Here is a 22,552-nt window from a genome sequence, read left to right on the forward strand (position 1 = left end):
TCGTTTAGTGAAATTGTGAATATAAGAATATTGTAATATGGGCTGGCCGTCAAGCCATCGAGTCGGAATTTATGCCTGTCACAGCGTCGGAGTTCTTTGCTGCAAAGTCCCCAGGAGTGCGTCGGGCCACCCTTTGGTGGAGCGCAGATACGCTGGGTGCTGCTCTGTTCGCCGCGAGCCTAGCTGTGTGGCTAGGTGGTGGCATTGGCTCCCATTCACTTCAACACAAGTTTTGGATACTGAGCGCGCTGGCGCTGAGCGGCACGATCCGTGCAATCGTTCAGGCTTCCGCCTCCCACCACGGCCAGCGAGCAGCCAATGCCGTGAAGCTAAGCCTGCGACGACGCCTGTACGAAGCACTATTGCCGACCGGATTTCGACGTGGGCGCTTGCCTGGCGAAGATCTGCGCACAGCGGTCGACAATGTCGAAGTTGCCGAGGGTTATATTGGCCGATTTGCCCCGATCAGGTCAGCGGCTGTCTTGGCCCCACTGATCTGTGCCGCACTGGCCGCATTGGCCAGCTGGGTTGCCGCTGCGATCATGCTGGCCACTTTGATTCCTTTTGCGATCGGAATGGCGCTCGCAGGCAACGCCGCTCGGGTTGAAGCCGACCGCCAGCTGTCGGCCCTTTCCCGCATGACCGGCCTGTTCGTCGATCGCGCTCGCGTGCTGCCGACGATTGTGAGCTTCGGGGCAGAAGAGCGTGTCACCAGGCAGATTGCAGGCGCGGCTCGCGAAGTTGCCGATCGAACGCTCCTGGTTCTGCGGATTGCCTTTGTATCGAGCGCCGTGTTGGAGTTCTTTGCCGCGCTCTCGGTGGCACTGATCGCGGTTTACTGCGGATTTTTACTGCTTGATCTGCTTCCCTTCCCGGCCCCGGAACAGCTCAATCTCGGACAAGCCTTCTTCGTGCTGGCAATGGCCCCGGAATTCTATCTCGGCATGCGCCGCATGGCAGCTGCCTATCATGAGAAACAACAGGGTGAGGCCGCTGCAGCGGCCATTCAGCCGGAACTCGAGCGCGCAGAAGCGCTGCTAGAGGCGATGAAGGGGGCGCCAGCTATTGCCGACCCACTCATGATTAAGGATCTGGTCATCCGATATGACGATGGCAGCTGCATCGGGCCGGCTACTGCCAGTTGGCCGGCAACTGGTCTTCATGTAATTACTGGACCAACCGGGGCGGGAAAATCTTCCTTGCTACATGCGCTGGTGGGAATGGCTCCCATCGCATCCGGCCGAATCATTGCATCAGGTGAAATTATCGCTCCGGGGAGTCTGAATCCCCAGATTGGCTGGTGCGGGCAGCGCCCCTTCCTGCTGCCAGGGTCGCTTCAGGACAATCTCCTGCTCGGAGCGCCCGCCGACCGAGCGCCTGCATGGGCTCAATTGGTGGCCAGACTCGGATTGGACGAGATGATTGCCGACCGCGGATGTGACCTTGTCATTGATCCGACCGGGGCTGGCTTGTCCGGAGGCGAACGGCGGCGCATCGGCCTCGCAAGGGCAATCCTGTCGAATAGGCCCATACTTTTGCTCGACGAGCCCACTGCTGATCTAGACGCGGCGACCGCCCATGCCGTCGTGGATATTTTGCTGGAAGTCGCGCGCACCCGACTGGTGATTGCCGCGACGCACGACCCGCTTTTAGTGGGCAAGGCAGGCAGCGAAGTGACCTACTCATGACGCAGGACCTTCTCGCTATTGCCCGGCGCAGCCAGCGCCGCACCAGCCTCACTGCCAGCCTGGCCGGAATGATTGCCGCGGTCACAGGCGTTGCTCTTGTGGCGATCTCGGGCTGGTTTCTGACTGGTGCGGCACTTGCCGGGGCTGGCGGCATCGTTGCCGTTCAAGCCTTCAACTATCTTCTGCCTAGCGCCGGTATTCGCGGACTCGCCATTACTCGTACCGTGTCGCGCTACTTCGAACGACTGCTTGGCCACCGCGCTGCCCTGCTCGCGCTTGCCGATCTGCGACCGCAGATTTTTTCCCGGCTCGCTAGTGCCGACATCGATGAAATATCAAGCCGCAGCGGCGGCACGATCGCCGCCCATTTGGGCTCTGACATTGAAGCGCTTGAAGATCTGGCGATCCGTCGTGTCGCGATGACTGCCGCTGCGGCTGGCGGGCTGGCTGGACTCGGCAGCGCTCTGCTGGCGGGCTTGTCGACCGCTCTGGTGCTCGTGCTTGGTCTCGGGCTCACACTGCTGGGAACCCGTGTTCTGGCGCCGCGTCTGCTGGCTAAGCCTTATCGCGACCATGGCGAAGCGCTGCAATCGCTCAAGAGGCTGTATTCCGAATATGCGAGTTGCAGCGTTGATCTCGCGCTATACGGCCAAGCCGGACGGGTGAGTGCGATCCTTGAAGCGCAAGGCCTGCGTCTCGATCACGCTCGCCTCGCTATCGTCAGGGGCGAAGGACTGCTCCAGGGATTGCAGCTCGCGCTCGCCTCGCTGACCATAGCAGGAATGCTTGCAAGCATGCATGCGCCTCTAGCGATCCAGGCACTCGCAGCCCTTGCTGGCGCCGGAGCCTTTGAAGCTTTGGGCAGCCTGAACCACTCATTGCTGCAACGATCGCGCGTCGAGGCTGCGCTCGGGCGGCTCACAGTCATTGCAACCCTGCCTGCGCGAACGAACATAGAGAAACTCAGCCCGTTTGGCGGGCGGAAACCGTCAGTCACGCTTGGTAACGATCACGGGGCGATCACAGTCGAAGCTGGCGAGCGGATACGTATTGCCGGTGTCTCGGGCAGCGGCAAGTCGCGTCTCGTCATGAGCCTTGTCGGCCTGCGGCGCGATGCCCCGGAAACAATCCTGGTGGATGGGACCAAAGCGACTGAGCTCAGCATCGAAGCCCTCCGCGAAGTCTTCGCCTTTTCGGGCCAAGATGCTCCGCTGATCGCCGGCACAATCGCGGACAATCTTCGGCTTGCGAAGCCGGGGGTCACCGAACCCGGGATGTGGTTGGCGCTTGAGGTCGCCTGCTTAGCCGAAACCGTGCGCGATATGCCCGATGAACTCGAAACGTGGCTTGGTGCGGAGGGCGCTCGGCTTTCCGGTGGACAGCGCAAACGCCTTTCGCTGGCACGCGCGCTGCTTGCCGAGAAATCCTGGCTCGTGCTCGATGAGCCAAGCGAAGGCCTGGACCTTGCAACTGAACAGCAATTGGCGTGCAAACTCGATGCCTGGCTGCGCGAGACTGGCACTGGGCTGGTTTTGGTCAATCACCGGCCTGGACTGGACTGGCTGGCGAAAGACGTTCTCGAACTCTGATCGTTCAGCTTCTAGGCTGCACTCGAGCGAACATAGCTGCTCCAACCGGTCCCGGGGCGATAGCCCTAGGAACAAACGCATCTTTGTCATCGGCCGCGCTGCATAACTTTTCAATTGCTTCGCGCGCTACGTGCAGCGTTGCCGGATTGAGCGAGTAGAAAACTTGCTTGGCTTCGCGACGGGTCGCCACGAGCTCAGCCTTTCGCAAAATAGCCAGTTGTTGGCTTAGCCCAGGCTGACCAATTGCCGTCTTCTGCTCAAGTGCGCTCACCCCATGTTCGCCGGCGACGAGAGCTAGGAGGATGCCCATACGCGAAGGATGGCCGATAACGCGGAAAAGATCTGAAATGTCTTCCGTTCCGCTGGCTGCGCGCGTCATGATTTCGCTTCTCCGACTTCCTTGTAGAACCAGCCAGTGGCGGTCTTGCTGGCGAGCGCGTCTGCAGTCAGAAAATCGGGATGTTCGAGCACTTTGCCCCCTGGTTGCCAACCCTCGGGCGTAATCACCGAACCATCTGCCGATCGCTTTAGTGCTGACACCAGTCGCAAGATTTCAGCAACAGACCGTCCGACATTGATCGGATACCAAGTAATGGCGCGGACTATCCCTTCCGGATCAATGACGTAAACCGCACGGACCGAGGCCGCAGTATCCGCCTCTGCCGATACCATGCCAAAGGCGCGGGCGATCTCGAGAGTAGGGTCTTCGACAACCGGAAAGTCTATCGCGACGCCGAAATCATCCCGAAGCGCGCGAATCCAGGCAAGATGCGAGAACAAGCTATCGACTGAGTGGCCAAGCAGCCCGCAATCAAGCTTCGCGAATGCATTGGAAGCTTTTGCAAAGGCCACAAACTCGCTGGTGCAGACCGGTGTAAAGTCAGCCGGGTGCGAAAAAAATACAAGCCACCTGCCCCGGTACTGGTGCAGCGACACCATGCCCTCGGTCGAACGGGCGGTAAATTCGGGCGCGGCTTCTCCGATCCGAATGGGCGTTGGCTGCGCCTTGCCTGTGTCCTGTTCCGTCATATAAATCCTGTCAATCAGGCCATCATTTTCTGAATTTATGCAAATGTCTGCGCATCTGCAACACTTTCCCGGACTTTAACCTGCTCGACCACGCAAGGATTGCATTGATCAAAGTCAGTCAGCTGCGTGAGAACCGGATGTGTGGTTCGGTTCAGGAGAAGTGCACGGGCAGGATCTCAACCGAAAGCGGAACATCATAGCCAAGGCCGTAGTGATAATAGGTCGGCTGAGAAATCAGGCGGAGCAACTCGTAAGCCCTGAAGCGGATGGCGCGGATGGGCCCCATGTCGCGGGCCGGTGCCAAATGCTCGCGCACAACGTGCACGTTCCATTTTCTGTGATCGGGTTCGAGCTGGATCTCTAGCTGCTGGGCCAGCTTCTGGAGCCCGACTTCAACATCGGGAACCTCCATAAAGCCAAAACGCATCTCGACGCGAACCAACCGGCCATTTGGATTGTCCTCGATTACGGTCGTCTCGAAACGATCCTCATGGATGAAGGGAACTTTTGGATGGTCGACATGGACGAAGATGATGTTGCGAGGCAAAGCTCCGTTGCGTTCCCACAAGAGCTGTAAGAGCGCCGGTGCGCGCCGTGTCTTCTTGGCGCAATTGTGCGCAGGGATCATCAGCACGGCAGTCTGCTCGATGAAACGATCAGCGGTGCGGTGAATTGCAATGACATCCGGCATCGGCAGCGCGCGGCGCGAGAGATAGGCTGCCAGAGTCTTGGCTCGCCCCCAGTGCCAGACCAACATCGTAGAGAAGACTGCAAGGCCAATGCAGAGAGGGACATAACCGCCCTCCAGCACCTTCGTCGAATTCGCGATGACAAAACCTGCATCAATCAGGACTAGCGGCGCGAAGACGAGCGAAGCGGATAGCTCTGACCACTTCCAGACTTTGCGCGCGAGCACCATCATCGCGACGGAAGTCATCAGCATGTTGCCAGCGACGGCTAGCCCATAGGCAGAACCCAAGGCGGCGCTGGATTCAAAACCAATGACCAACGCGACGCATCCGATAAACAGTAGCCAGTTGATAAAGGGAACATAGACCTCCCCTGCCTGCCCGCGGTGCGTGTGTTTGATTTTTAATTGCGGGAACAGTCCCAATGCGATCGCCTGGGAAATCAGCGAAAACGTTCCTGAGATCAGCGCTTGCGAGGCGATCACAGTCGATAAGGTGGCCAACACGATGAACGGCAACAGGAGAACTTGCGGCACGAGATGAAACAGCAGGCCGGGTCCAGTTCGTGCAGGGTCCAACAGAAGATAGGCACCCTGTCCGAGATAGGTGAGGAGAAGCGCCGGAAACGCGATGGCAAACCAGGCCCGGCGGATCGGGGCGGCTCCAAAATGCCCCATGTCGGCATACATCGCTTCGCCGCCAGTGACGACCAATATGACGGCGCCAAGCAGGAGGAGATTGGCGCTCAGATTGCCATGAATTAGCAGTTGCACTGCGTGTAGTGGTGAAAGTGCAGCCAGAATTGCGGGATGCGCAGCAACTTGCATGCCTCCCAGAACCGCGATCACGGCAAACCAGGTCAGCATGACCGGGCCGAACAGGCGCCCTACTGCCCGGCTTCCCCGGTGCTGAACCCAGAACAGGCCTGCCAGCAGACCCAGTGTTACAGGTATGACAAAGCCGGACAAGCTGGGTGCTGCCACCGCGAGGCCTTCAACCGCCGAAAGAACACTGATTGCCGGGGTGATCATGCCATCGCCGAACAGCAGGCCCGCTCCGAGCAAAAGGGCCCAGGCCAAGAGGGAGCGCCCTTTCCGGTTAAACCGGTCAAGCAGACCATAGAGCGCGAAAACCCCGCCTTCCCCGTCGTTGTCAGCGCGCAGCACCAGAAACGCGTATTTGAACGCCACAACCAAGGTAAGCGTCCAAAGAATGAGCGAAATCCCGCCCACAATCTCGTCCGGCGTCGGTGCCATCAAGCGATGGGCAAATAGCAGTCCCACCGCGTAAAGCGGCGACGTGCCGATGTCGCCGAAAACCACGCCCAACGCGCCAAGTTCGGGGGTTGCGCGCAGGTCCCGTCTAGGCATTGCCGAAAGGGCCTTGCGCGACGAACCTGCCCCCAGCGGAACCCGTCCGGATCCGCTGCATGGGAGGCGCCGTCTGGTTCAGTTCTTCACTAAATGCGTGATCTTGCGCGCAACCAGCCAGCTTACTGGGATAGCAATCACGAAACCTGCGACGACCGCGATGATAATCGGCCGGGCCGTATCGTATCCCATGCTCAGCGCGACTGTCACAAGGATTCCCATGAGGGTCGTGCCGATCACGAAATGCAGTGCAAAAGCTATGCGACTTTGCATAATCGGTCTCCGCTTCAACCCTCCCTACAAACCGCACAGGAAGGTTCATTGATCTCACGCAAATAGTTGGAAATAAATGATCATATCATCCAGACCTATAGCTGCCTTGCTTCGGCATCATTTGCCTGCAGCGGCGAACTGGTCGTAGGCTTCGACCGCCTGCGCGGCATACATGAGGCTCGGGCCGGCACCCATGTAGAGGGCCATGCCCATGACCTCCATGACTTCCTCACGGGTTGCGCCTTGCTTCACAGCCGCTTGCGAATGAAATGCGACGCAGCCGTCGCAGCGGATCGCGACCGAGATAGCGAGCGCGATAAGTTCCTTGGTCTTGGTGTCGAGCACGCCCTCTTCGGTCGCAGCCTTGGCCATGGCCGAGAATGCCTTGGTGACTTCGGGCGAACCGAGGCGCACTTCCTTGATCGCGGTCGAAAGCTCGCCCGCCATGGCTTGCCAGTCCTTGTGCATTACCGTTCTCCTTTGATAGCTGCCCGTGCGCTCAGGACTGGAAAACCATCCAGTTGCGATAGAGCATGTATCCCGCCACGACGACGATCAGCGCAGCAAATACGGTGTTGAGACGTCCCTTGGCAGCCGACAATTTGCGGGCAGCGGTAGCACCAAGAACCGAGCCGACCATCCCTCCGGCAATGAAGCTGGCAGCCAGAGACCAGTCGAGCAAATCCGATGCCGCATAGTTTGCCGCAGTGGTTAACCCAAACGCAGCCACAGCAATGAGCGACGTTCCGATTGCGCGATAGATTGGCATCGAGGTCGAGGCGACGAGCGCGGGAACGATCAGGAAACCGCCGCCTATCCCGAAAAACCCTGACAGCATCCCGGTGCCGACCCCGAAAAGGATGACCTTGGGCAGATTGTCACGGTTGCACTGGACGCCTTCGATCCCGGCTTCACCGCGTCCGCGATACATTGCGAAAGCCACGACCAGCATCAGCAGCGCAAACAGGAACAGCAGTTTCTGGCCGTCAAAAGCCTTGCCGAGCGTCGATCCGCCGAGCGCGCCAATCACACCGGCGAGGGCAAAGGAGCCGCCGCAGCGCCAGTTGACGTTTTTCTCGCGAGCATGATTGAACAACCCGGCCAGGGCGTTGGCAGCGACAGCTAGCGCGCTAGTTCCGATGGCCAGGTGCGGGCTTTTCACACCCACGACATAGACCATCAAGGGCACGGCCAGGATCGAGCCGCCGCCTCCGACGAGGCCAAGGGTGAAACCGATCAGCACGCCGCTCAGCGCACCCAGGATATATTGGAGTTCGCTGAACATCTGGGTGCCTTGCGTCTAAAGGAGATTCAGCGGCAGTTTGAGATAACTGACACCGTTTTCTTCCGGCTCGGGCAGATGCCCGGCCCGGATATTGACCTGGATCGAAGGCAGGATGAGACGCGGCATGCCGAGCGTCTTGTCGCGCGCCTCGCGCATGGCAACGAATTCTTCTTCGCTCACGCCGTCATGGACATGAACATTGCCCGTTCGTTCTGCACCGATAGTTGTTTCCCAAACATAGGTCTCCCGGCCCGGTGCCTTATAGTCGTGGCACAGGAAGACGCGGGTCTCATCGGGAAGCTGCATCAGGCGCCGGATTGAGCAGAACAGTGTGCGAGCATCGCCGCCGGGAAAATCAGCGCGGGCAGAGCCATAGTCGGGCATGAACAGGGTATCGCCAACGAACACGGCATCGCCGATGACATAGGCGAGGCAGGCGGGCGTATGTCCCGGTACGTGCAGCGCTGTGGCGCCAAGGTCACCCAGCTGGAATGTTTCACCATCGCCCATCAGGCGGTCAAACTGCGAACCGTCTCGCGCGAAGCTGGCGGGCTCGTTGAAAACACCGGCGAACACATTCTGAACGGTCACGATTTCGCACCCGATGACCAGTGTGCCGCCGAGTTGCTGCTGAAGATAGGGCGCATCCGACAGATGATCGGCGTGGGCGTGGGTTTCCAGCAGCCAGTCGAGCGTCAAACCCTGTTCGCGTACATATGCAATAACGGCATCGGCCGAGCCATGACTGGTCCGCCCGGCCGCCTGATCAAAATCCAGTACGGGATCGATAATCGCGGCGCGGCCGGTGACCGGGTCATGCACCACATGTGTCGCGGTGAAGGTCGGCTCATCGAAGAAGGTCCGAATCACAGGTTTGCCCGCTACCGCACGCGCGGCTTCGATCTGGGCCGTCGCGGCCTGAATGGCACTGTCGTTCATGGGGTAATGTTCCCGGTGAGGGCATTCAGCCGCCAGGCCGCAACGGTCTGCATGCCTTCGGCCTGAAGCAATGCCGCCTCGGCCTCAATGGCTTCGCGTTCCGCATCAAGCACGGCTAAGGTGGGCTTGGCGCCTACCTGGGCTTCGAGCCGGGTGCCGCGCAATGCCTCGCTGGCGGCTTCTGTACGCAGACGGGATGCCTCAGTCATGCGCCGCGCGGTGACCAACCCCTGCCAGGCGTCAATGACTATACCCTCCAGCGTCTGATCGGCCTGCCTCAACCTTGCCTCGCTGGCATCGAGATCGGCATCAGCAGCGCGGGTCTGCGAAGAGACGCGCCCGCCTGCCCACAAAGTCCAGCGCCCGCGCACGCCGACCGCGACTGAGTCCGCCTTGTAACCGGGAAAGAATTGATCCCGCACATGAGCCGCTTCAGCGAACGCTCCGACGGTGGGCATACCTTCTGCCTTGGCTGAACGTACCCCGGCTCGAGCGACATCGACCCCTGCTTTGGCTTGACGCAAGGCAGGGTTGGAAGTTCGAGCCATATCCAGCGCTTCGTCAATCGTTGCTGGAATATGCGGCAATTCCGGGAGGGCTGCGAGATCCCCGGCAGGTTTGCCTGTCAGGCGCTGATAGGCAGCTTCAGCGGAAGTTCGCCGACCTTGCGCTTGCGCGAAACCAGCGTCGGCCTCAGCCTTGCGTGCACGCGCCTGCGCCAGTTCGGAACTAGCGATCTCCCCGGCGCGAAAGCGCAGGCCCGCCTGCCGCTCGGTCTCAACAAGTTCACTCACAAGCTGGCCGTAGCGGGCTTCGAGCTTTCTCGACGTCAGGACCTCGGTGTACGTGCTGACGGCAAGGACGATGGTTTGCAGCCGCGCCTGCTCCGCACCAAAGCGCGCTATGTCCGCGCCGCCGCGCGCCTGATCGACGGCGGACGAGATTCGACCGCCAGCATAGAGTGGCATCTCAGCTGTTGCCTGCAGCGCCAGCGGCGAAACATTGTCGGCGGTGATCCCGAAAAATCCCCCGTTATCGATCCTCCCGGCACCGTACGAGCCTTCGATCCGCAGGAGCGGATTGCTCTCGGCTCGGGCTCGGTCAAGCCGGGCTTTCGCCGCCGCCTCACCGGCTGTTGCTTCGGCAAGCGTGGGGGCGTTGGCCAGAGCATCGGTGATGGCGGCGGCGAGATCCTGCGCCGAAACCGGGGGAGCGGCAACGAGGCAGGATAGCGTGACCATAGACAGGATCAGACGGCGCATGTCAGGTCCGATTCAGTTGAAAGCATTGCCGGGCCTGACACCCAGCTTCTTGAAAATCATTGCCGCAGGGCAAAACCCGGTGAAGCTGGCCTGAAACATGTTCGCACCCGCAAACGCAGTCAGCCAGAGAAACCCAGGATGTACCCAGTGCGCCAGCGCCAGGCTGGCCAGGACCACCACTCCGGCAAAACGGAAAACCGCAGCATCAAGCATCATGGCTATTCTCCTTATTTGAAGCGCAGCTTGCGGATGCCGAGGGCGTGCATCGCCAGCTTTTCGTAGAAGGGTTCGCTGGTGCCACGCCGTACTTTGTGGATGAAATATTTCTCGAAGCCGATCTTCGCGAGGTGAACCCATTTCCCGCTCGACGACCAGTTAAGGTTGCGCGGTGGGATTTGCGGTTGAGCCACGAATGCCACGCCTCCATCGCCAAAGTCGGCCAGACAGACAGCGTTCCAGGTGGCTTCCTCGGCCGGCTCCTTGCCTTCCAGTTCAAGCTTGAGATTGGCGGCAATGGCGGTGACCATCGATTCGATCATAAAGCCGGTCTTGGGCACGCCGACAGGAACGGGCGTCGGCCCGATCGGCGGGATCGCCACACAGACCCCAAGCGAATAGACGTTCTTGAAGGTCGGATTGCGCTGGTGCTTGTCGGCGAGGATAAACCCGCGCGGATTGGTCAGTCCCTCGATACCGTGGACTGCGCCCACCCCGCGGAAGGCGGGCAGGATCATCGAATAGCCGAACGGAAGGTCATGGGCCGATTTGACCGAGCCGTCATCGGCTACTTCCTCGACGTGCATGGAGCCCTCTTCCACCTTGGTGATGCGGGCGTTGGTGATCCACTTGATATGGCGATTGCGCAGTTCGCTCTCGAGCAGGGTTTTGGTATCACCAACCCCATCGAGGCCAAGGTGGCCAATGTATGGTTCCGGACTGATATAGGTCATCGGCACGCGATCACGGATCTTGCGGCGCCTGAGTTCGGTATCGAGGATCAGGGCAAACTCATATGCCGGGCCATAGCATGACGCCCCTTGCGCCGCGCCAACCACGATGGGCTTGGGATCTTCGCAAAACTTGTCAAAGGCATCCGCTGCATGGGAGGCATGGTCGGTGCGGCAGACCGACTGCGTGAACCCGTCAGGCCCCAGTCCGGCCACTTCGTCGAATGCAAGTTCGGGCCCGGTTGCGATCACAAGGTAATCGTAGGGCAGCGAGGTGCCATCATTGAGTTCAACCCGATTTTCTTGCGGGTGGACTCGCTTTGCTCCAACGGCGGTGAAACCGATGCCCTTCTTCTTCATGATCGGCGGCAGGTGGACCTTGATCGCCTCAGGTTCACGCCAGCGCACAGCGACCCAAGGATTGCTGGGGACAAACCAGTAATCTTCCTGATCGTTGATCACCGTGACCTCCGCCTTGCCCTTGGCGGCATCGCGGATTTCATAGGCGGCGATCGTACCGCCAAGGCCTGCGCCTAGGATGATGATCTGGGGCAATGACATATCGGTTCTCCCGCAATCCTGTCTGACGCCGCAGTTCCTCAGAAAATCTGTCGAAAGGCGTGCCGACACTCTGTATCGGACTTGACTTATATAAGGCGTTTCCGATATGAGCAAGGGGTAAAGTTTGCACAGAGCCGCTTGCGAGCGGTCACCCGACGAAAGGACGAACCAATGGTTTTTGGGTTTGGCAAAGCGAAGCATCCCGAACTGACTGCACAGGAACTAGATGCGATGCTGCGCACGGGTGATGCAGTCGTCGTCGATGTGCGTGAGGTTGACGAGTTTGCCGCTGGCCACATTCCGGGCGCAATCAACATGCCGCTGTCGACGTTCCAACCATCCAGGCTGCCGGACACCGGAACAAAGAAGTTGGTCCTCACCTGCCTCGGAGGCAAACGCTCAGGCATGGCGCTCGACAAGTGTGGCGTGGCGCAGGCTGCGGTCGACACGCATCTTGCGGGCGGCTTTGGCGCCTGGCAATCGGCCGGATTGCCGGTCGAACGATAAGAAACGTCAGCAAGGAACATGACGATGCGGGGATACCTGTCGGCCTTGACCGCTCTCAGCACAGCGGTTCTCAGTCTGCCACTGACCGGTTGCAGCAGCAGCGAGGAGACTGCGCAGACGGCAAAGGCGCCTGCAGGGCCCCGCTTGGTCCTCGGCGCCAGTGACACGGTCAGTTGGCAGGACGTGAGCGCGGAAATCGCTACGGTCGATCAGGCTCAGGTTCTCGCTCGCATTCCCGGAATATTGACCACGCTGACGGTCAAGGAAGGCGACATGGTCGCCAAAGGCCAGGTCATCGGGCGCATTGTCGATAGCCAGCTTGGCTATCAGGCAGGTGCTTATGGCGCGCAGGCTGCTGCTGCCCAGGCCCAGGCCGCGCAGGCGCAAGGCGAATTGTCGCGCGTCCGTTTCCTTTACCAGAACGGTGTCTATGCCAAAGCGAGGCTGGAACAGGCACAGGCAGCCGCAGCAGCAGCCAATGCCCAGATTCGCGCCGCACAGGCTCAGCAAGCGGCGGTAGGTGCCGTGGCCGGGCAAGGCACGGTGACCGCCCCTGCCAGTGGCCGCGTCTTGCGCGCCGATGTCCCGGCCGGTTCCCCGGTTGCACCGGGTATGGCAATCGCAGTGATTACCGCTGGCCCCACGATTGTCCGCCTCGAAATGCCCGAATCGCTGGCCGACAAGGTCCATGCAGGATCGCGGGTGACCACAAACAACCTGAATGCCGGAGCCGGCAGCGGAACGAGCGTGGGAACTGTGATCAAGGTCTATCCATCAGTCACCGCAGGGCAGGTTACGGTTGATGTGGATATGCCGGGAATCGACAACAAGCTGATCGGCCGCCGAGTTGCCGCCAAGGTCGAGACAGGCACGCACAAGGCCCTGCTGGTGCCGGCGAGCTATGTCACGAATCGCTATGGCATCGATTATGTGACCCTCCTGACCAAGGACGGTTCTGCCGCGCAGGTGCCCGTGCAGACTTCAGCCACGACGGAACCGGGGAAGGTCGAAATCCTGTCGGGCGCAGCTGCTGGCGATACGCTGATAGGTCCGACTGGCGCGGTCCCAGGTGCTGATCAGTCAAACGGGGCGAAGCACTGATGAATCTCGGCATATCGGGCAAGCTCACCCGAGCGACGATCATGTCGCCGCTCACGCCTCTGTTCCTGCTGGCAGCAATTCTTGTCGGCTTGCTGGCCACAATTACGATTCCCCGCGAGGAAGAGCCGCAGATCAAGGTGCCGATGGTCGACATCATGGTCCAGGCACCGGGGCTTTCCGCACGAGAAGCAGTCGAACTGGTGGGCAAACCGCTCGAGACCATCGTCAAGAGCGTTGACGGGGTCGAGCACGTATACACACAGGCGCAGGATAACGGCGCGCTTGTTACGGCTCGCTTCCTCGTGGGATCGAATCCCGAAGACGCAGCTATCCGCATCAACGAAAAGATCGAGGCCAACAAAGACCGGATTCCGGTTGGCATCCCCGCCCCGCAAGTAACCGTACGCGGCATCAACGACGTGCCGATCGTGGTGCTGACGCTGACCCCCAAACCGGGCGCAGCAGGACGATGGGACGACCAGGCCCTGTCTGAACTCGCTGGCAAACTCAGGACAGAAATCGCCAAGGTCGACGACGTCGGCCTGACCTTCATCACCGGAGGCCAGCATATGGCGCTCCGGGTCGTGCCGGATCCTGCGAAACTGGCACTCTACCGCGTGCCCTTGGGCAATTTGATCGAAGCTGTTTCACAGGCCAATCGCGCTTTTCCAGCGGGAACCGTGCGCGAGGCAGGCCAAGCAGCGCTGATCGTTGCCGGCCAAACGCTGCGCGATGCACAGGAGCTTTCGAGCCTGACCGTCCGCTCCGCTAGCGGCGCGCCGGTGCTGCTCGCCGATGTCGCGAAGATCGAGCAGGCGCCGACCCAGAATCAGGCCCGCGCTTGGCGCTGGGCTAAGGACGACCATGCGGCCTGGAATATGGGCCCGGCAGTCAGCCTCGCCATTGCCAAGCGCGCCGGGGCTAATGCAGTTGCCGTTTCAGAAGGCGTTGTCGAGCGGGTCAACACCCTCAAAGCCACGCTGATCCCTGCGGGCGTCGAAGTCTCCGTCACGCGCAACTATGGCGAAAGCGCCAACGACAAGGCCAACGAACTCATATTCCATCTCGCGCTGGCAACGGTGTCGATCGTGGTACTGATCGGCTTTGCCATTGGCTGGCGCGAGGCCGGTGTCACCGCAATCGTCATCCCGACGACGATCATGCTGACGATGTTCGCGTCGAACGTGATGGGCTTCACCATCAACCGGGTCAGCCTGTTCGCACTGATCTTCTCGATCGGCATCCTCGTCGATGACGCGATTGTCATGATCGAGAACATCGCGCGCCACTGGGCGATGAACGATGATCGGTCACGCATCGATGCCGCAGTCGATGCCGTGGCCGAGGTCGGCAACCCGACAATTATCGCCACCTTGACCGTGGTCGCCGCATTGCTGCCAATGCTGTTCGTCTCGGGACTCATGGGGCCTTACATGGCACCGATCCCGATCAATGCCTCGGCGGCGATGATCTTCAGCTTCTTCGTCGCGGTGATCATTGCCCCGTGGCTGATGGTCCGGTTTGCGAGGCAAACGCTGGCGCACGGACACGAAGAGCACGGCGGCAAGCTCGGCGCACTCTACAAGCGCTATGCCAGCAAGGTCATCGCGACCCCGCAGAGCGCCAAGCGCTTCCTCATCGTAGTTGGCGTCGCAACGCTGGTTGCCTGTTCGATGTTCTATTTCAAGGCGGTGACAGTGAAGCTGCTGCCGTTCGACAACAAGAGCGAAGTTCAACTGGTGGCTGATCTGCCCGAGGGCACCAGTCTGGAAACGACGTCGCGCGTGCTGGAACAGGCAGCGGCCGTGGCCAGGACCGTGCCCGAAGTCACCTCGATGGAGGCCTATGCGGGAACGTCGGCTCCGTTCAATTTCAACGGTCTGGTCCGGCACTATTTCCTGCGCAATGCGCCTGAAATGGGCGACCTGATGGTTACACTGCTGCCCAAGGGCGACCGCTCGCGTTCCAGCCACGACGTTGCGGTTGATCTTCGCGAAAAACTGAAGGCGATTCCCCTGCCCGCCGGTGGTTCGCTCAAGGTGGTCGAAACTCCTCCGGGACCGCCGGTTCTGGCGACCTTGCTCGCCGAAATCTACGGCCCAGACGAAGCCACCCGTCAGAAAACTGCGATGCAAGTCGAAGCGATCTTCAAGTCGGTGCCTTATATCGTCGATGTCGACAACAGCTTTGGACAGCCGCGCCCGACGCTCAAGCTGATCCCTGACCGGTCCAAGCTCGATCACTATGGCCTGTCCGAACGGCAGCTGTTCGACAGCATCGGTGCGCTGCTTGGCGGCCAGGTGGTTGGCTATGCCCCGCGCGGGAGCGAGCGCGATCCGCTGCCGATCGAGCTCGCACTCGATCAGTCGCAACGCAGCTGGTCGGCATCGCTCGCCGCAACGCCTGTCGCAGCGACACCCACTGGTCAACTCGTGCCGCTGGGCGAACTGGTCGCAGCGAAAATGGAGCCGGGCGGCCAGGCCATTTTCCGCCGCGATGGGCGGGGGGCAACAATGGTAACCGCCGAACTCGCCGGTCGCTATGAAGCTCCAATCTACGGTATGCTCGCGGTGGATGACGCCATCAACGCCTTCGACTGGAAGGCGCATGGGCTGATAAAGCCCGACATCGTTCTACACGGCCAGCCAGAGGACGAGAGCAAGGCCTCGGTGCTTTGGGACGGCGAATGGGAGATCACCTGGGTGACCTTCCGCGATATGGGCGGTGCGTTCATGGTGGCTCTGCTGGGCATCTACGTGCTGGTCGTCGGCCAGTTCCGCAGCTTCACCATCCCGCTGGTGATCCTCACCCCGATCCCGCTGACGCTGGTCGGCATCGTCCTTGGCCACATCCTCTTCCGCGCGCCGTTTACGGCCACTTCGATGATCGGGTTCATCGCGCTCGCCGGGATTATCGTGCGCAATTCGATCCTGCTGGTCGATTTCATCCGCCACACCCGATCGGCCGACAAGAGCTTGCGCGAAACGCTGCTTGAAGCCGGCATGATCCGCTTCAAGCCGATCGTTCTGACGGCAGCCGCCGCGATGATCGGCGCGGCAGTGATCCTGACCGACCCGATCTTCCAGGGGCTGGCGATTTCGCTGCTGTTCGGCCTCGCCTCCTCGACCTTGCTGACCGTGCTCGTTATTCCAGCAATCTACATAGTCTTGCGCGACGATGGTCGCCCGTTTCCGGAACCCCAAGCATGAAGCCGACCGATCTTTCCGAACTCAAGGCTAACGCCGTGGTTATGGCGGGGCGCCTCAAACTTATGAGCCACCCCGAACGTCTGCTCATGTTGTGCCGCATGGATGAAGGCGAAGTTTCAGTAACCGAGTTGGTGGAATTGGCCGGGCTTTCCCAGTCCTCGGTCTCCCAGCATCTCGCGATGCTGCGCGAAGAAGGCGTCGTCAGCATTCGCGGCGAGGCGCAGACCCGCTTCTACAGCCTCAAGGATCCCATTGTCCGCGGCGTGATCCATTCGCTGTGCGAACTCTGCAACGATACAGGCAAATGACATCTGTCCGCCATTGGAAGACATAGCCATGCCCGATCCCGTCCTGATCATCTGCCCGCGTTGCACAACCACAAACCGGGTGCCGCAAGAGCGATTGGGCGCGGGAGGCAAGTGTGGGCGATGTGGTGGCCCACTATTTGATGCCCATGCGATCGCGCTTGGCGCGCTCAATTTTGACGCGCATCTGAGCAAGAGCGGCATTCCGCTACTGGTGGATTTCTGGGCAACATGGTGCGGCCCATGCCGCCAGATGGCACCCGCGTTCGAAGCGGCAGCGTCCCAGCTTGAACCTTATGTCCGGCTTGGGAAACTGGACACAGAAGCAGAGCAGGCGATCGCGTCACGCTTTGGTATCCGGTCAATTCCAACCATGATCCTGTTTAGAGGCGGTAAGGAAGTGGCCCGTCAGTCCGGAGCCATGCCTGCTGGTGCGATCGTCAATTGGGTCCGGCAATTACTCACTGCCTGAACCGCGATTAAGTTGAGTTTTGCTCTTCGACGGTGATCCCTTCACGGATATTGTAGAGCCGCCGGAAGGTCGGAATGATCTTCTCGTCATGTGTCACAACGATAATCGCGGTATCGAACTGCCGCGCCATGCTGTTGAGCAGATCGACGACCGCCAGCGCGCGGACGCTGTCGAGCGGTGCGGTGGGTTCGTCGGCCAGGATTACCGGCGGGCGATTGACGAGGGCGCGGGCAATGGAAACCCGCTGCTGCTCGCCGCCGGAAAGCTGTGACGGCATGGCCGCAGCCCGGTGCCCGACGTCGAGTGCATCAAGCAGATCGCGCGCTTCCTTGCGGGCGACGGTGTTGGGCTTGCCCGCAAGCATCGGCAGGAGCGCGACATTATCGGTCACGTCGAGAAACGGGATCAGATAGGGTGCCTGGAAAATGAAGCCGATGAGGTCGCGCCGCAATGCGCGCAAGTCGCGGACCTTCCAACCACCGTCGTAGATCACATTGTCGCCGATGATCATCCGGCCCGAACTTGGCTCAATCACCGCGCCGAGGCACTTGAGCAGCGTGCTCTTGCCCGAGCCCGATGGCCCGATCAGCCCCACGACCTCGCCCTTGGCGACCGCCATGTTCACCCCGCGCAGGGCATGGACCGCCGTGTCGCCGCTGCCATAGGTCTTGACCAGGTTCTCGATGCGGATGCCTTCAGCCACCGATTGCCTCCGCCGGATCGACCTTGATCGCCGCATGGATGGCCAGCAGGCTCGCCAGCGTACAGATGCCCATGACCACGAAGAAGCCGCGCAGCGAATCTGCCGGAAGCAACAGCACGTATTTCGGGAAAAATGGCGCCCAAAAGCTCGCGGCGATCTTGCCCACAGCAAACCCGATCAAGCCAAGGCCAAGCGCCTGTTGCAGGATCATGCCGGCAATCGTGCGGTTGCGTGTGCCGATGAGCTTGAGCACGGCGATCTCGCGGATCTTGCCGATCGTCATGGTGTAGATGATGAAAGCGACAATAGCGGCGCTGACGATGGCCAGGATCACCAAAAACATGCCAATCTGCCGCGCGGAATTGGCGATCATCTTGTCGATCAGGATGCTCTCCATATCGGCGCGGGTATAGACCGTCACCCGCTGCCAGCGTCGGATTGCCGCGGCGACCTGATCGGCATCGGCCCCCCGTTTCACCGTCACGAGCACGGCATTCACATTATTGCTGGTCGCCTGGGCAGCATTGACCGCTTCGGCCACAGCGGGGTATCCTGGCGGGTTCAGCACCGGGCTGGACGCCGTGCGTGCCCGTTGGCGGACTATGGCGTCGCTGTCCTTATCGAACTGCGCATCCTGCGCGTCCTTAAGCGACAGGAACAGCATGGGGTCGCCCCCGGACGACACCATGCGGCTGGTCAATCCGACAATGCGGTATGTATTGCGGCGCACTTTCACCCGGTCGCCGATGGCGAAGCCGGTTTTCACGTCTGCTACAGCCTCATAGTGGCCGTGCACAATCCGGCGACCGGCGAGCAGATGAGGCGGCTGGCCCGGCTCTCCGGGCAGGGCAACTTCCGCGCCCACCACCATGACCCGCACATCACTGCCTTCATGCGCAATCTGCATGGTCAAATAGGTAACGCCCGCCGCACGATCGACCCCCGCCATGGCGCGGATCGGGCGCTCGGTATCCTCGTTGAGGCTCGATGGCTCGGCATAGGGACCAAGCGTGTCCTTCTGTACGACCCACAGGTCCGCGCCGCTGTTGTCGAGCAACGCCTGGGCATCGTCCACCATGCCGCGATAGACGCCAGCCATGGACAGGGTGACGCCGATCAGCAGCCCCAACCCCACGCCAGTGAGGACGAACTTGCCCCAGCCATGGAGGATGTCGCGGCCGGCCAGGCTGATCATGGAAACCCGATCACGGTAGTTTGTCGACGATCGAGATGTTGCTGCCTGTCGATAGCGGCCGAGCGCTGTGCAGGACAATCCGGTCGCCCTTCGTTAGCCCATCCAGTACCTGGACCCAGCCATCCGCATCTTCGACGCCCAGCCTGACAGGCACGAATTCGAGATCGCCTTCACGGATCGCCCAGACGCCGAGTTTCCCACCGACCCGGTAAATCGCGGCATTCGGCACGGCCAGTGCCTTTGATCGTGCCGGCAAAGCGATAGTGACTTCCGCCAATTCACCAATCGGCGGCTCGCCGATCGCCTTATCGAAGCTCACCTTCGCGAGCACTTCCTCGGTCACTGGATCGGCAACCGGCTCAACCCTCAGGATCTTGCCGCCGAGGCCTCGGTCCGCTTGCGAGCGCAGAACAATCCGCGCCGGCAACCCGGCGACCAGACCTGCGGCCCGCGTCTGGTCGAAGCGAGCATTGATCCACAATTCGGCAGGGTCGACGACTTCAATCACGGCTTGTCCCGCAACAACCGTCGTACCCGGTTCGGACAGGCGGCGGACGACCAATCCCGCGCGCGGCGCAACAAGGCGCAAGTTGGCCTTCTGTTCGACGAGGGCCGCGCGTTCGGCACCGGTGCGGCCGCGATCCAGCGCTGCGGCACTACGGTTCGCCTGTGCCGTCGCCAATCCTGCCTGCGCTGCGGCGAGTGCCTGTCGGCGCTGATCAAGTGCGGCACGGGTCAGCCAGCCACCGCGAAACAGTGCCTCACCGCGGTCGGCTTCATTGCGCGCCAAAGCGAGTCGTGCGCCCGCATCCGCAATCTGCGAAGTAGCGGCCTGTTCAAGCGCCGCCGAACGTCCTGCACTCCCCGATGCCGCCGCGATTCGCTGGTCAAGGTCGATGGGATCGATCACGGCGATCAGTTGCCCCGCTACCACGCGATTCCCGACGTCCACAGCAAGGCTGGCAACGCGCCCCGGTGCAGTCGGGCCAATACGCTGCGTATAGCGTGCTTCCACGGTGCCGATGCCAAACAGCGCTGGAGCAATCGCCCGCTCTTCCACGGTCACCGCCGTGACACGCACAGGCGCAAGCGGCCCGAACCGGAAAGCCACCCATGCAAAGAGCAGAAGCAATGGCACCAGAACCGCCACGAGCATCCAGGTGCGCCGATTCAACGTGAAAGGCCCCAAGGAGAACGGCATTTTCATTTCACGGCCTCCAGGCTGCGGCAAAAGAGCGCAAAATGCCGCTTGGACATGGCTGGCAATGCCGAGAAATCATCGATGGCGAGCGCCTGCATGACGAGGCCCTGGACAAGCGCCAGGAACATCACGGTTGCCGCTTCGAGATCGGCATCCACGGCAATCTGCCCGGCGGCATGTGCAGCCGACAGTTCACCTGCCACCCTAGCGCGATACGTTGCCATCAACTGCCGAACGATCGCCTTGGCCGGAGTTTCGCCGACACGTTGGAGTTCACCCCACAGGATGCGCGGGACGCCGGTATTCTCCATGATGAAGCCGATATGTGCTGCCAGAATGGCCTCGAGTCGGGCTAGCGGCGGCAATGGCACGATAGCGTCGAAGCGGCGCTGCAATTCGGTGCAGGTCCAGTCAAGAACCGCCGTCCAAATCGATTGCTTGTCAGGGAAGTGGCGAAACAGCGCGCCTTGGGACGCACCCATGGCCGCTGCAATCTGACCGGTGGTGATATCTGCCGGGTCACTCCGTGCCGCCAGACCGATCACGGCTGCAATAGCTTCGGCGCGCCGCATTTCGGCAGAAAGATAAAGACGGCTCATGCCGGGCCAATGCCAGAATAAAAGCGAGCCGTCACTTTCTTTCTGGCTGGGATTGGCTTATGATCCCCTTAGCTGTTACGCCGCTAAAGGACGTTCGATGACCGAAACTGCCCTGCCTCAGGACGATGCCCTGAAATTCGAAGATTGGGCTGGTGAGATGGGGGCGCGGTGGCTCGCGAACCTACGAGGTTTCGAAAGCACGATAGCGCCTGTTGGCGAGGCGTTGCTGGCCCGAGCGGCATATTGCCCTGGCGAGCGGGTGCTCGACATCGGCTTTGGCGGTGGCGCGACATCCCTGGCGATTGCGCAAGCTGTCAACCCCGGCGGCGAAGTGATCGGCATCGACATTTCCGCCGATCTGGTGACCGCGACAACGCACCGGGCTGCACTTGCTGGCATCACGAATGCCCGCTTCATCTGCGCGGATGCCGCAATGGTCACGCTTGACGATGGCCCGTGCGACCGCCTGTTCTCGCGCTTTGGCAGCATGTTCTTCCAAGACCCCGTCGGTGCGTTCACCAATCTGCGCAGCTTGATCAGACATAGCGGCCGGATCGATCTTGCAGTCTGGGGGCCTCCTTTGCAAAATCCGTGGATGCTGGAAGGCATGGCTGTTGCGCGCCGTCATGTCGACATGCCTGCACCTATCCCGCGTGCACCAGGCCCCTTCGCGTTTGAAGATGTCGACTATCTCAGAGAAGTCCTTGCGGCTTCGGGCTTCGAGCAGCTGGACATCTCTGTCGCACAGGGTCTGCTCCCGGTTGGCGGGCCCAGCGCAACAGCCGAAGACGCACAAGCGTTCGTGTGCAACGCCCTCGCTTTCGGCCAGATCCTTCAAGATTGTCCAGAAGCTGTCCAGGCAGCCGCCACCTCTGAATTGACCAAACTTTATGCAAAGCATTTCCGCCCAGGTGAAGGTGTCATGATGGGATACACCGCCTGGCTGGTGTCGGCAGTCGCATGACCAAGGTGAATTCGACCATACCTAAGCTGCGGTATCTGCTAGCAGGACTTGCTTCGACGTCGTTCGGCACAGCTGCGCCCGCCATTGCCGAACCAACGCAGGTCACTGTCCGGGTGATCAGCCGGGATGCAAAGTTCGTGGGCGATGGTACGGGCGGTGCCCGGGTAACGCTGCGTGAAGCGGCCAGCGGCCGCGTTCTAGCGAGCGGGACGACGACAGGCGGGACCGGAAGCACCGATCTGATCATGAATTCGGCGGGACGCAGCCCGCTGCGCGCCAATACCGAAGCCGCGGCATTCAACGCCATTCTCGATATCGAGAGCCCGACACTTGTCGTTCTCGAAGCGGAAGGGCCGCTCGGTCGGCCCGGATCGCGCATCAAGGTTGCAGCCCAGCGCTGGATGATGCCCGGAGTACCCGTTACCGCAGGCGATGGCTGGGTCGTCGAACTTCCCGGCCTTGCCATCACACCCGCTGTCTCTCGCGAAAATGGCAAGATTCGGGTCACGGCAAAGGTAGAACCCATGTGCGGTTGCCCGATCACTGCGGGCGGCATGTGGGATGCGGCCGACTACCGCGTGACGGCAAGCCTCTGGAAAGGACATCGCCGCCAGAGCCAGACCGATCTAGTTTTTGCTCGTGCTCCTGGAGGCTATGAAGGCGA

Annotated in this window: 23 protein-coding genes; 9 read left to right on the plus strand and 14 right to left on the minus strand. The window is 60.9% G+C overall.

Translation table 11 applies throughout. The features are described 5' to 3' along the window. Window positions 1–116: 116 nt before the first annotated feature. Together HGI47_RS14930 and HGI47_RS14935 are read left to right on the plus strand one after the other, a co-directional pair. Window positions 117–1,688 (plus strand): ABC transporter ATP-binding protein/permease, encoded by a 1,572-nt coding sequence (locus HGI47_RS14930; protein ID WP_370521739.1) that lies wholly within the window; start codon window positions 117–119, stop codon window positions 1,686–1,688. Continuing rightward, on the plus strand, window positions 1,685–3,277 hold the full coding sequence (locus HGI47_RS14935; protein ID WP_168853565.1) for an ATP-binding cassette domain-containing protein: 1,593 nt from the start codon (window positions 1,685–1,687) through the stop codon (window positions 3,275–3,277). Before HGI47_RS14930 ends, HGI47_RS14935 begins: the two co-directional genes overlap by 4 nt. Before the next feature lie 4 nt (window positions 3,278–3,281). Here HGI47_RS14935 and HGI47_RS14940 read toward each other — a convergent pair whose 3' ends face one another. From HGI47_RS14940 to HGI47_RS14985, 10 genes are all read right to left on the minus strand, one after another. Then, the gene (locus HGI47_RS14940; RefSeq protein WP_168853566.1) at window positions 3,282–3,656 is read right to left on the minus strand and encodes a helix-turn-helix transcriptional regulator; all 375 of its coding nucleotides are present in this window, start codon (window positions 3,654–3,656) and stop codon (window positions 3,282–3,284) included. Further along, window positions 3,653–4,306 carry a peroxiredoxin gene (locus HGI47_RS14945; RefSeq protein ID WP_168853567.1) on the minus strand — a complete coding sequence of 218 codons (654 nt, stop codon included), beginning with the start codon at window positions 4,304–4,306 and terminating at the stop codon, window positions 3,653–3,655. Before HGI47_RS14945 ends, HGI47_RS14940 begins: the two co-directional genes overlap by 4 nt. Window positions 4,307–4,457: 151 nt before the next feature. Continuing rightward, window positions 4,458–6,323 carry a KUP/HAK/KT family potassium transporter gene (locus HGI47_RS14950; RefSeq protein ID WP_206066217.1) on the minus strand — a complete coding sequence of 622 codons (1,866 nt, stop codon included), beginning with the start codon at window positions 6,321–6,323 and terminating at the stop codon, window positions 4,458–4,460. Window positions 6,324–6,443: 120 nt separating this feature from the next. Continuing rightward, window positions 6,444–6,605: a hypothetical protein gene (locus tag HGI47_RS14955; RefSeq protein WP_206066222.1), complete on the minus strand. Its 162-nt coding sequence runs from the start codon at window positions 6,603–6,605 to the stop codon at window positions 6,444–6,446. Between the two features lie 150 nt (window positions 6,606–6,755). Next, a complete protein-coding gene (locus tag HGI47_RS14960; protein WP_168853570.1) occupies window positions 6,756–7,106 on the minus strand; it encodes a carboxymuconolactone decarboxylase family protein in 351 nt (116 codons plus the stop codon). Window positions 7,107–7,137: 31 nt separating this feature from the next. After that, complete coding sequence (locus HGI47_RS14965; protein WP_168853571.1) at window positions 7,138–7,923, minus strand: sulfite exporter TauE/SafE family protein; 786 nt, start codon at window positions 7,921–7,923, stop codon at window positions 7,138–7,140. A gap of 15 nt (window positions 7,924–7,938) precedes the next feature. Further along, on the minus strand, window positions 7,939–8,862 hold the full coding sequence (locus HGI47_RS14970) for an MBL fold metallo-hydrolase (protein WP_168853572.1): 924 nt from the start codon (window positions 8,860–8,862) through the stop codon (window positions 7,939–7,941). Beyond that, on the minus strand, window positions 8,859–10,124 hold the full coding sequence (locus tag HGI47_RS14975) for a TolC family protein (RefSeq protein WP_168853573.1): 1,266 nt from the start codon (window positions 10,122–10,124) through the stop codon (window positions 8,859–8,861). The genes HGI47_RS14970 and HGI47_RS14975 overlap by 4 nt, the downstream gene beginning before the upstream one ends. A gap of 12 nt (window positions 10,125–10,136) precedes the next feature. Further along, window positions 10,137–10,340 carry a DUF2892 domain-containing protein gene (locus tag HGI47_RS14980; protein WP_168853574.1) on the minus strand — a complete coding sequence of 68 codons (204 nt, stop codon included), beginning with the start codon at window positions 10,338–10,340 and terminating at the stop codon, window positions 10,137–10,139. An 11-nt stretch (window positions 10,341–10,351) separates the two neighbouring features. Further along, a complete protein-coding gene (locus tag HGI47_RS14985) occupies window positions 10,352–11,632 on the minus strand; it encodes an NAD(P)/FAD-dependent oxidoreductase (protein WP_168853575.1) in 1,281 nt (426 codons plus the stop codon). A 171-nt stretch (window positions 11,633–11,803) separates the two neighbouring features. Here HGI47_RS14985 and HGI47_RS14990 point away from each other — a divergent pair, with 171 nt between their 5' ends. From HGI47_RS14990 to trxC, 5 genes are read left to right on the plus strand one after another with little or no spacing between them, the layout of a single operon-like run. Further along, complete coding sequence (locus HGI47_RS14990) at window positions 11,804–12,139, plus strand: rhodanese-like domain-containing protein (protein ID WP_168853576.1); 336 nt, start codon at window positions 11,804–11,806, stop codon at window positions 12,137–12,139. An 18-nt stretch (window positions 12,140–12,157) separates the two neighbouring features. Continuing rightward, on the plus strand, window positions 12,158–13,240 hold the full coding sequence (locus HGI47_RS14995) for an efflux RND transporter periplasmic adaptor subunit (protein ID WP_168853577.1): 1,083 nt from the start codon (window positions 12,158–12,160) through the stop codon (window positions 13,238–13,240). Continuing rightward, window positions 13,240–16,449 carry an efflux RND transporter permease subunit gene (locus HGI47_RS15000; RefSeq protein ID WP_168853578.1) on the plus strand — a complete coding sequence of 1,070 codons (3,210 nt, stop codon included), beginning with the start codon at window positions 13,240–13,242 and terminating at the stop codon, window positions 16,447–16,449. The genes HGI47_RS14995 and HGI47_RS15000 overlap by 1 nt, the downstream gene beginning before the upstream one ends. Further along, on the plus strand, window positions 16,446–16,757 hold the full coding sequence (locus HGI47_RS15005; RefSeq protein WP_168853579.1) for a helix-turn-helix transcriptional regulator: 312 nt from the start codon (window positions 16,446–16,448) through the stop codon (window positions 16,755–16,757). Before HGI47_RS15000 ends, HGI47_RS15005 begins: the two co-directional genes overlap by 4 nt. A gap of 28 nt (window positions 16,758–16,785) precedes the next feature. Beyond that, the gene (trxC, locus tag HGI47_RS15010; protein WP_168853580.1) at window positions 16,786–17,226 is read left to right on the plus strand and encodes a thioredoxin TrxC; all 441 of its coding nucleotides are present in this window, start codon (window positions 16,786–16,788) and stop codon (window positions 17,224–17,226) included. 7 nt (window positions 17,227–17,233) lie between these two features. Here trxC and HGI47_RS15015 read toward each other — a convergent pair whose 3' ends face one another. The 4 genes from HGI47_RS15015 to HGI47_RS15030 are packed head-to-tail and all read right to left on the minus strand — an operon-like array spanning window position 17,234 to window position 20,897. Next, a complete protein-coding gene (locus HGI47_RS15015; RefSeq protein ID WP_370521740.1) occupies window positions 17,234–17,929 on the minus strand; it encodes an ABC transporter ATP-binding protein in 696 nt (231 codons plus the stop codon). Beyond that, window positions 17,922–19,124, minus strand: a complete 1,203-nt coding sequence (locus tag HGI47_RS15020) for an ABC transporter permease (RefSeq protein WP_168853582.1) — start codon at window positions 19,122–19,124, stop codon at window positions 17,922–17,924. The genes HGI47_RS15015 and HGI47_RS15020 overlap by 8 nt, the downstream gene beginning before the upstream one ends. Window positions 19,125–19,134: 10 nt before the next feature. Continuing rightward, window positions 19,135–20,331, minus strand: a complete 1,197-nt coding sequence (locus tag HGI47_RS15025) for an efflux RND transporter periplasmic adaptor subunit (RefSeq protein ID WP_168853583.1) — start codon at window positions 20,329–20,331, stop codon at window positions 19,135–19,137. Beyond that, window positions 20,328–20,897, minus strand: coding sequence for a TetR/AcrR family transcriptional regulator (locus HGI47_RS15030; RefSeq protein ID WP_240950209.1), 570 nt, complete (start codon window positions 20,895–20,897; stop codon window positions 20,328–20,330). Before HGI47_RS15030 ends, HGI47_RS15025 begins: the two co-directional genes overlap by 4 nt. A 25-nt stretch (window positions 20,898–20,922) precedes the next feature. Between HGI47_RS15030 and HGI47_RS15035 the strand changes: the two genes are divergently transcribed. Beyond that, window positions 20,923–21,888, plus strand: coding sequence for a class I SAM-dependent methyltransferase (locus HGI47_RS15035; protein WP_240950210.1), 966 nt, complete (start codon window positions 20,923–20,925; stop codon window positions 21,886–21,888). Further along, window positions 21,885–22,552, plus strand: a 668-nt coding sequence (locus HGI47_RS15040; RefSeq protein ID WP_168853585.1) for a hypothetical protein, incomplete at its 3' end; no start/stop codon positions are given. The genes HGI47_RS15035 and HGI47_RS15040, both read left to right, overlap by 4 nt.

The organism is Novosphingobium sp. ERN07 (genome assembly GCF_012641335.1).
Lineage (GTDB): Bacteria > Pseudomonadota > Alphaproteobacteria > Sphingomonadales > Sphingomonadaceae > Novosphingobium.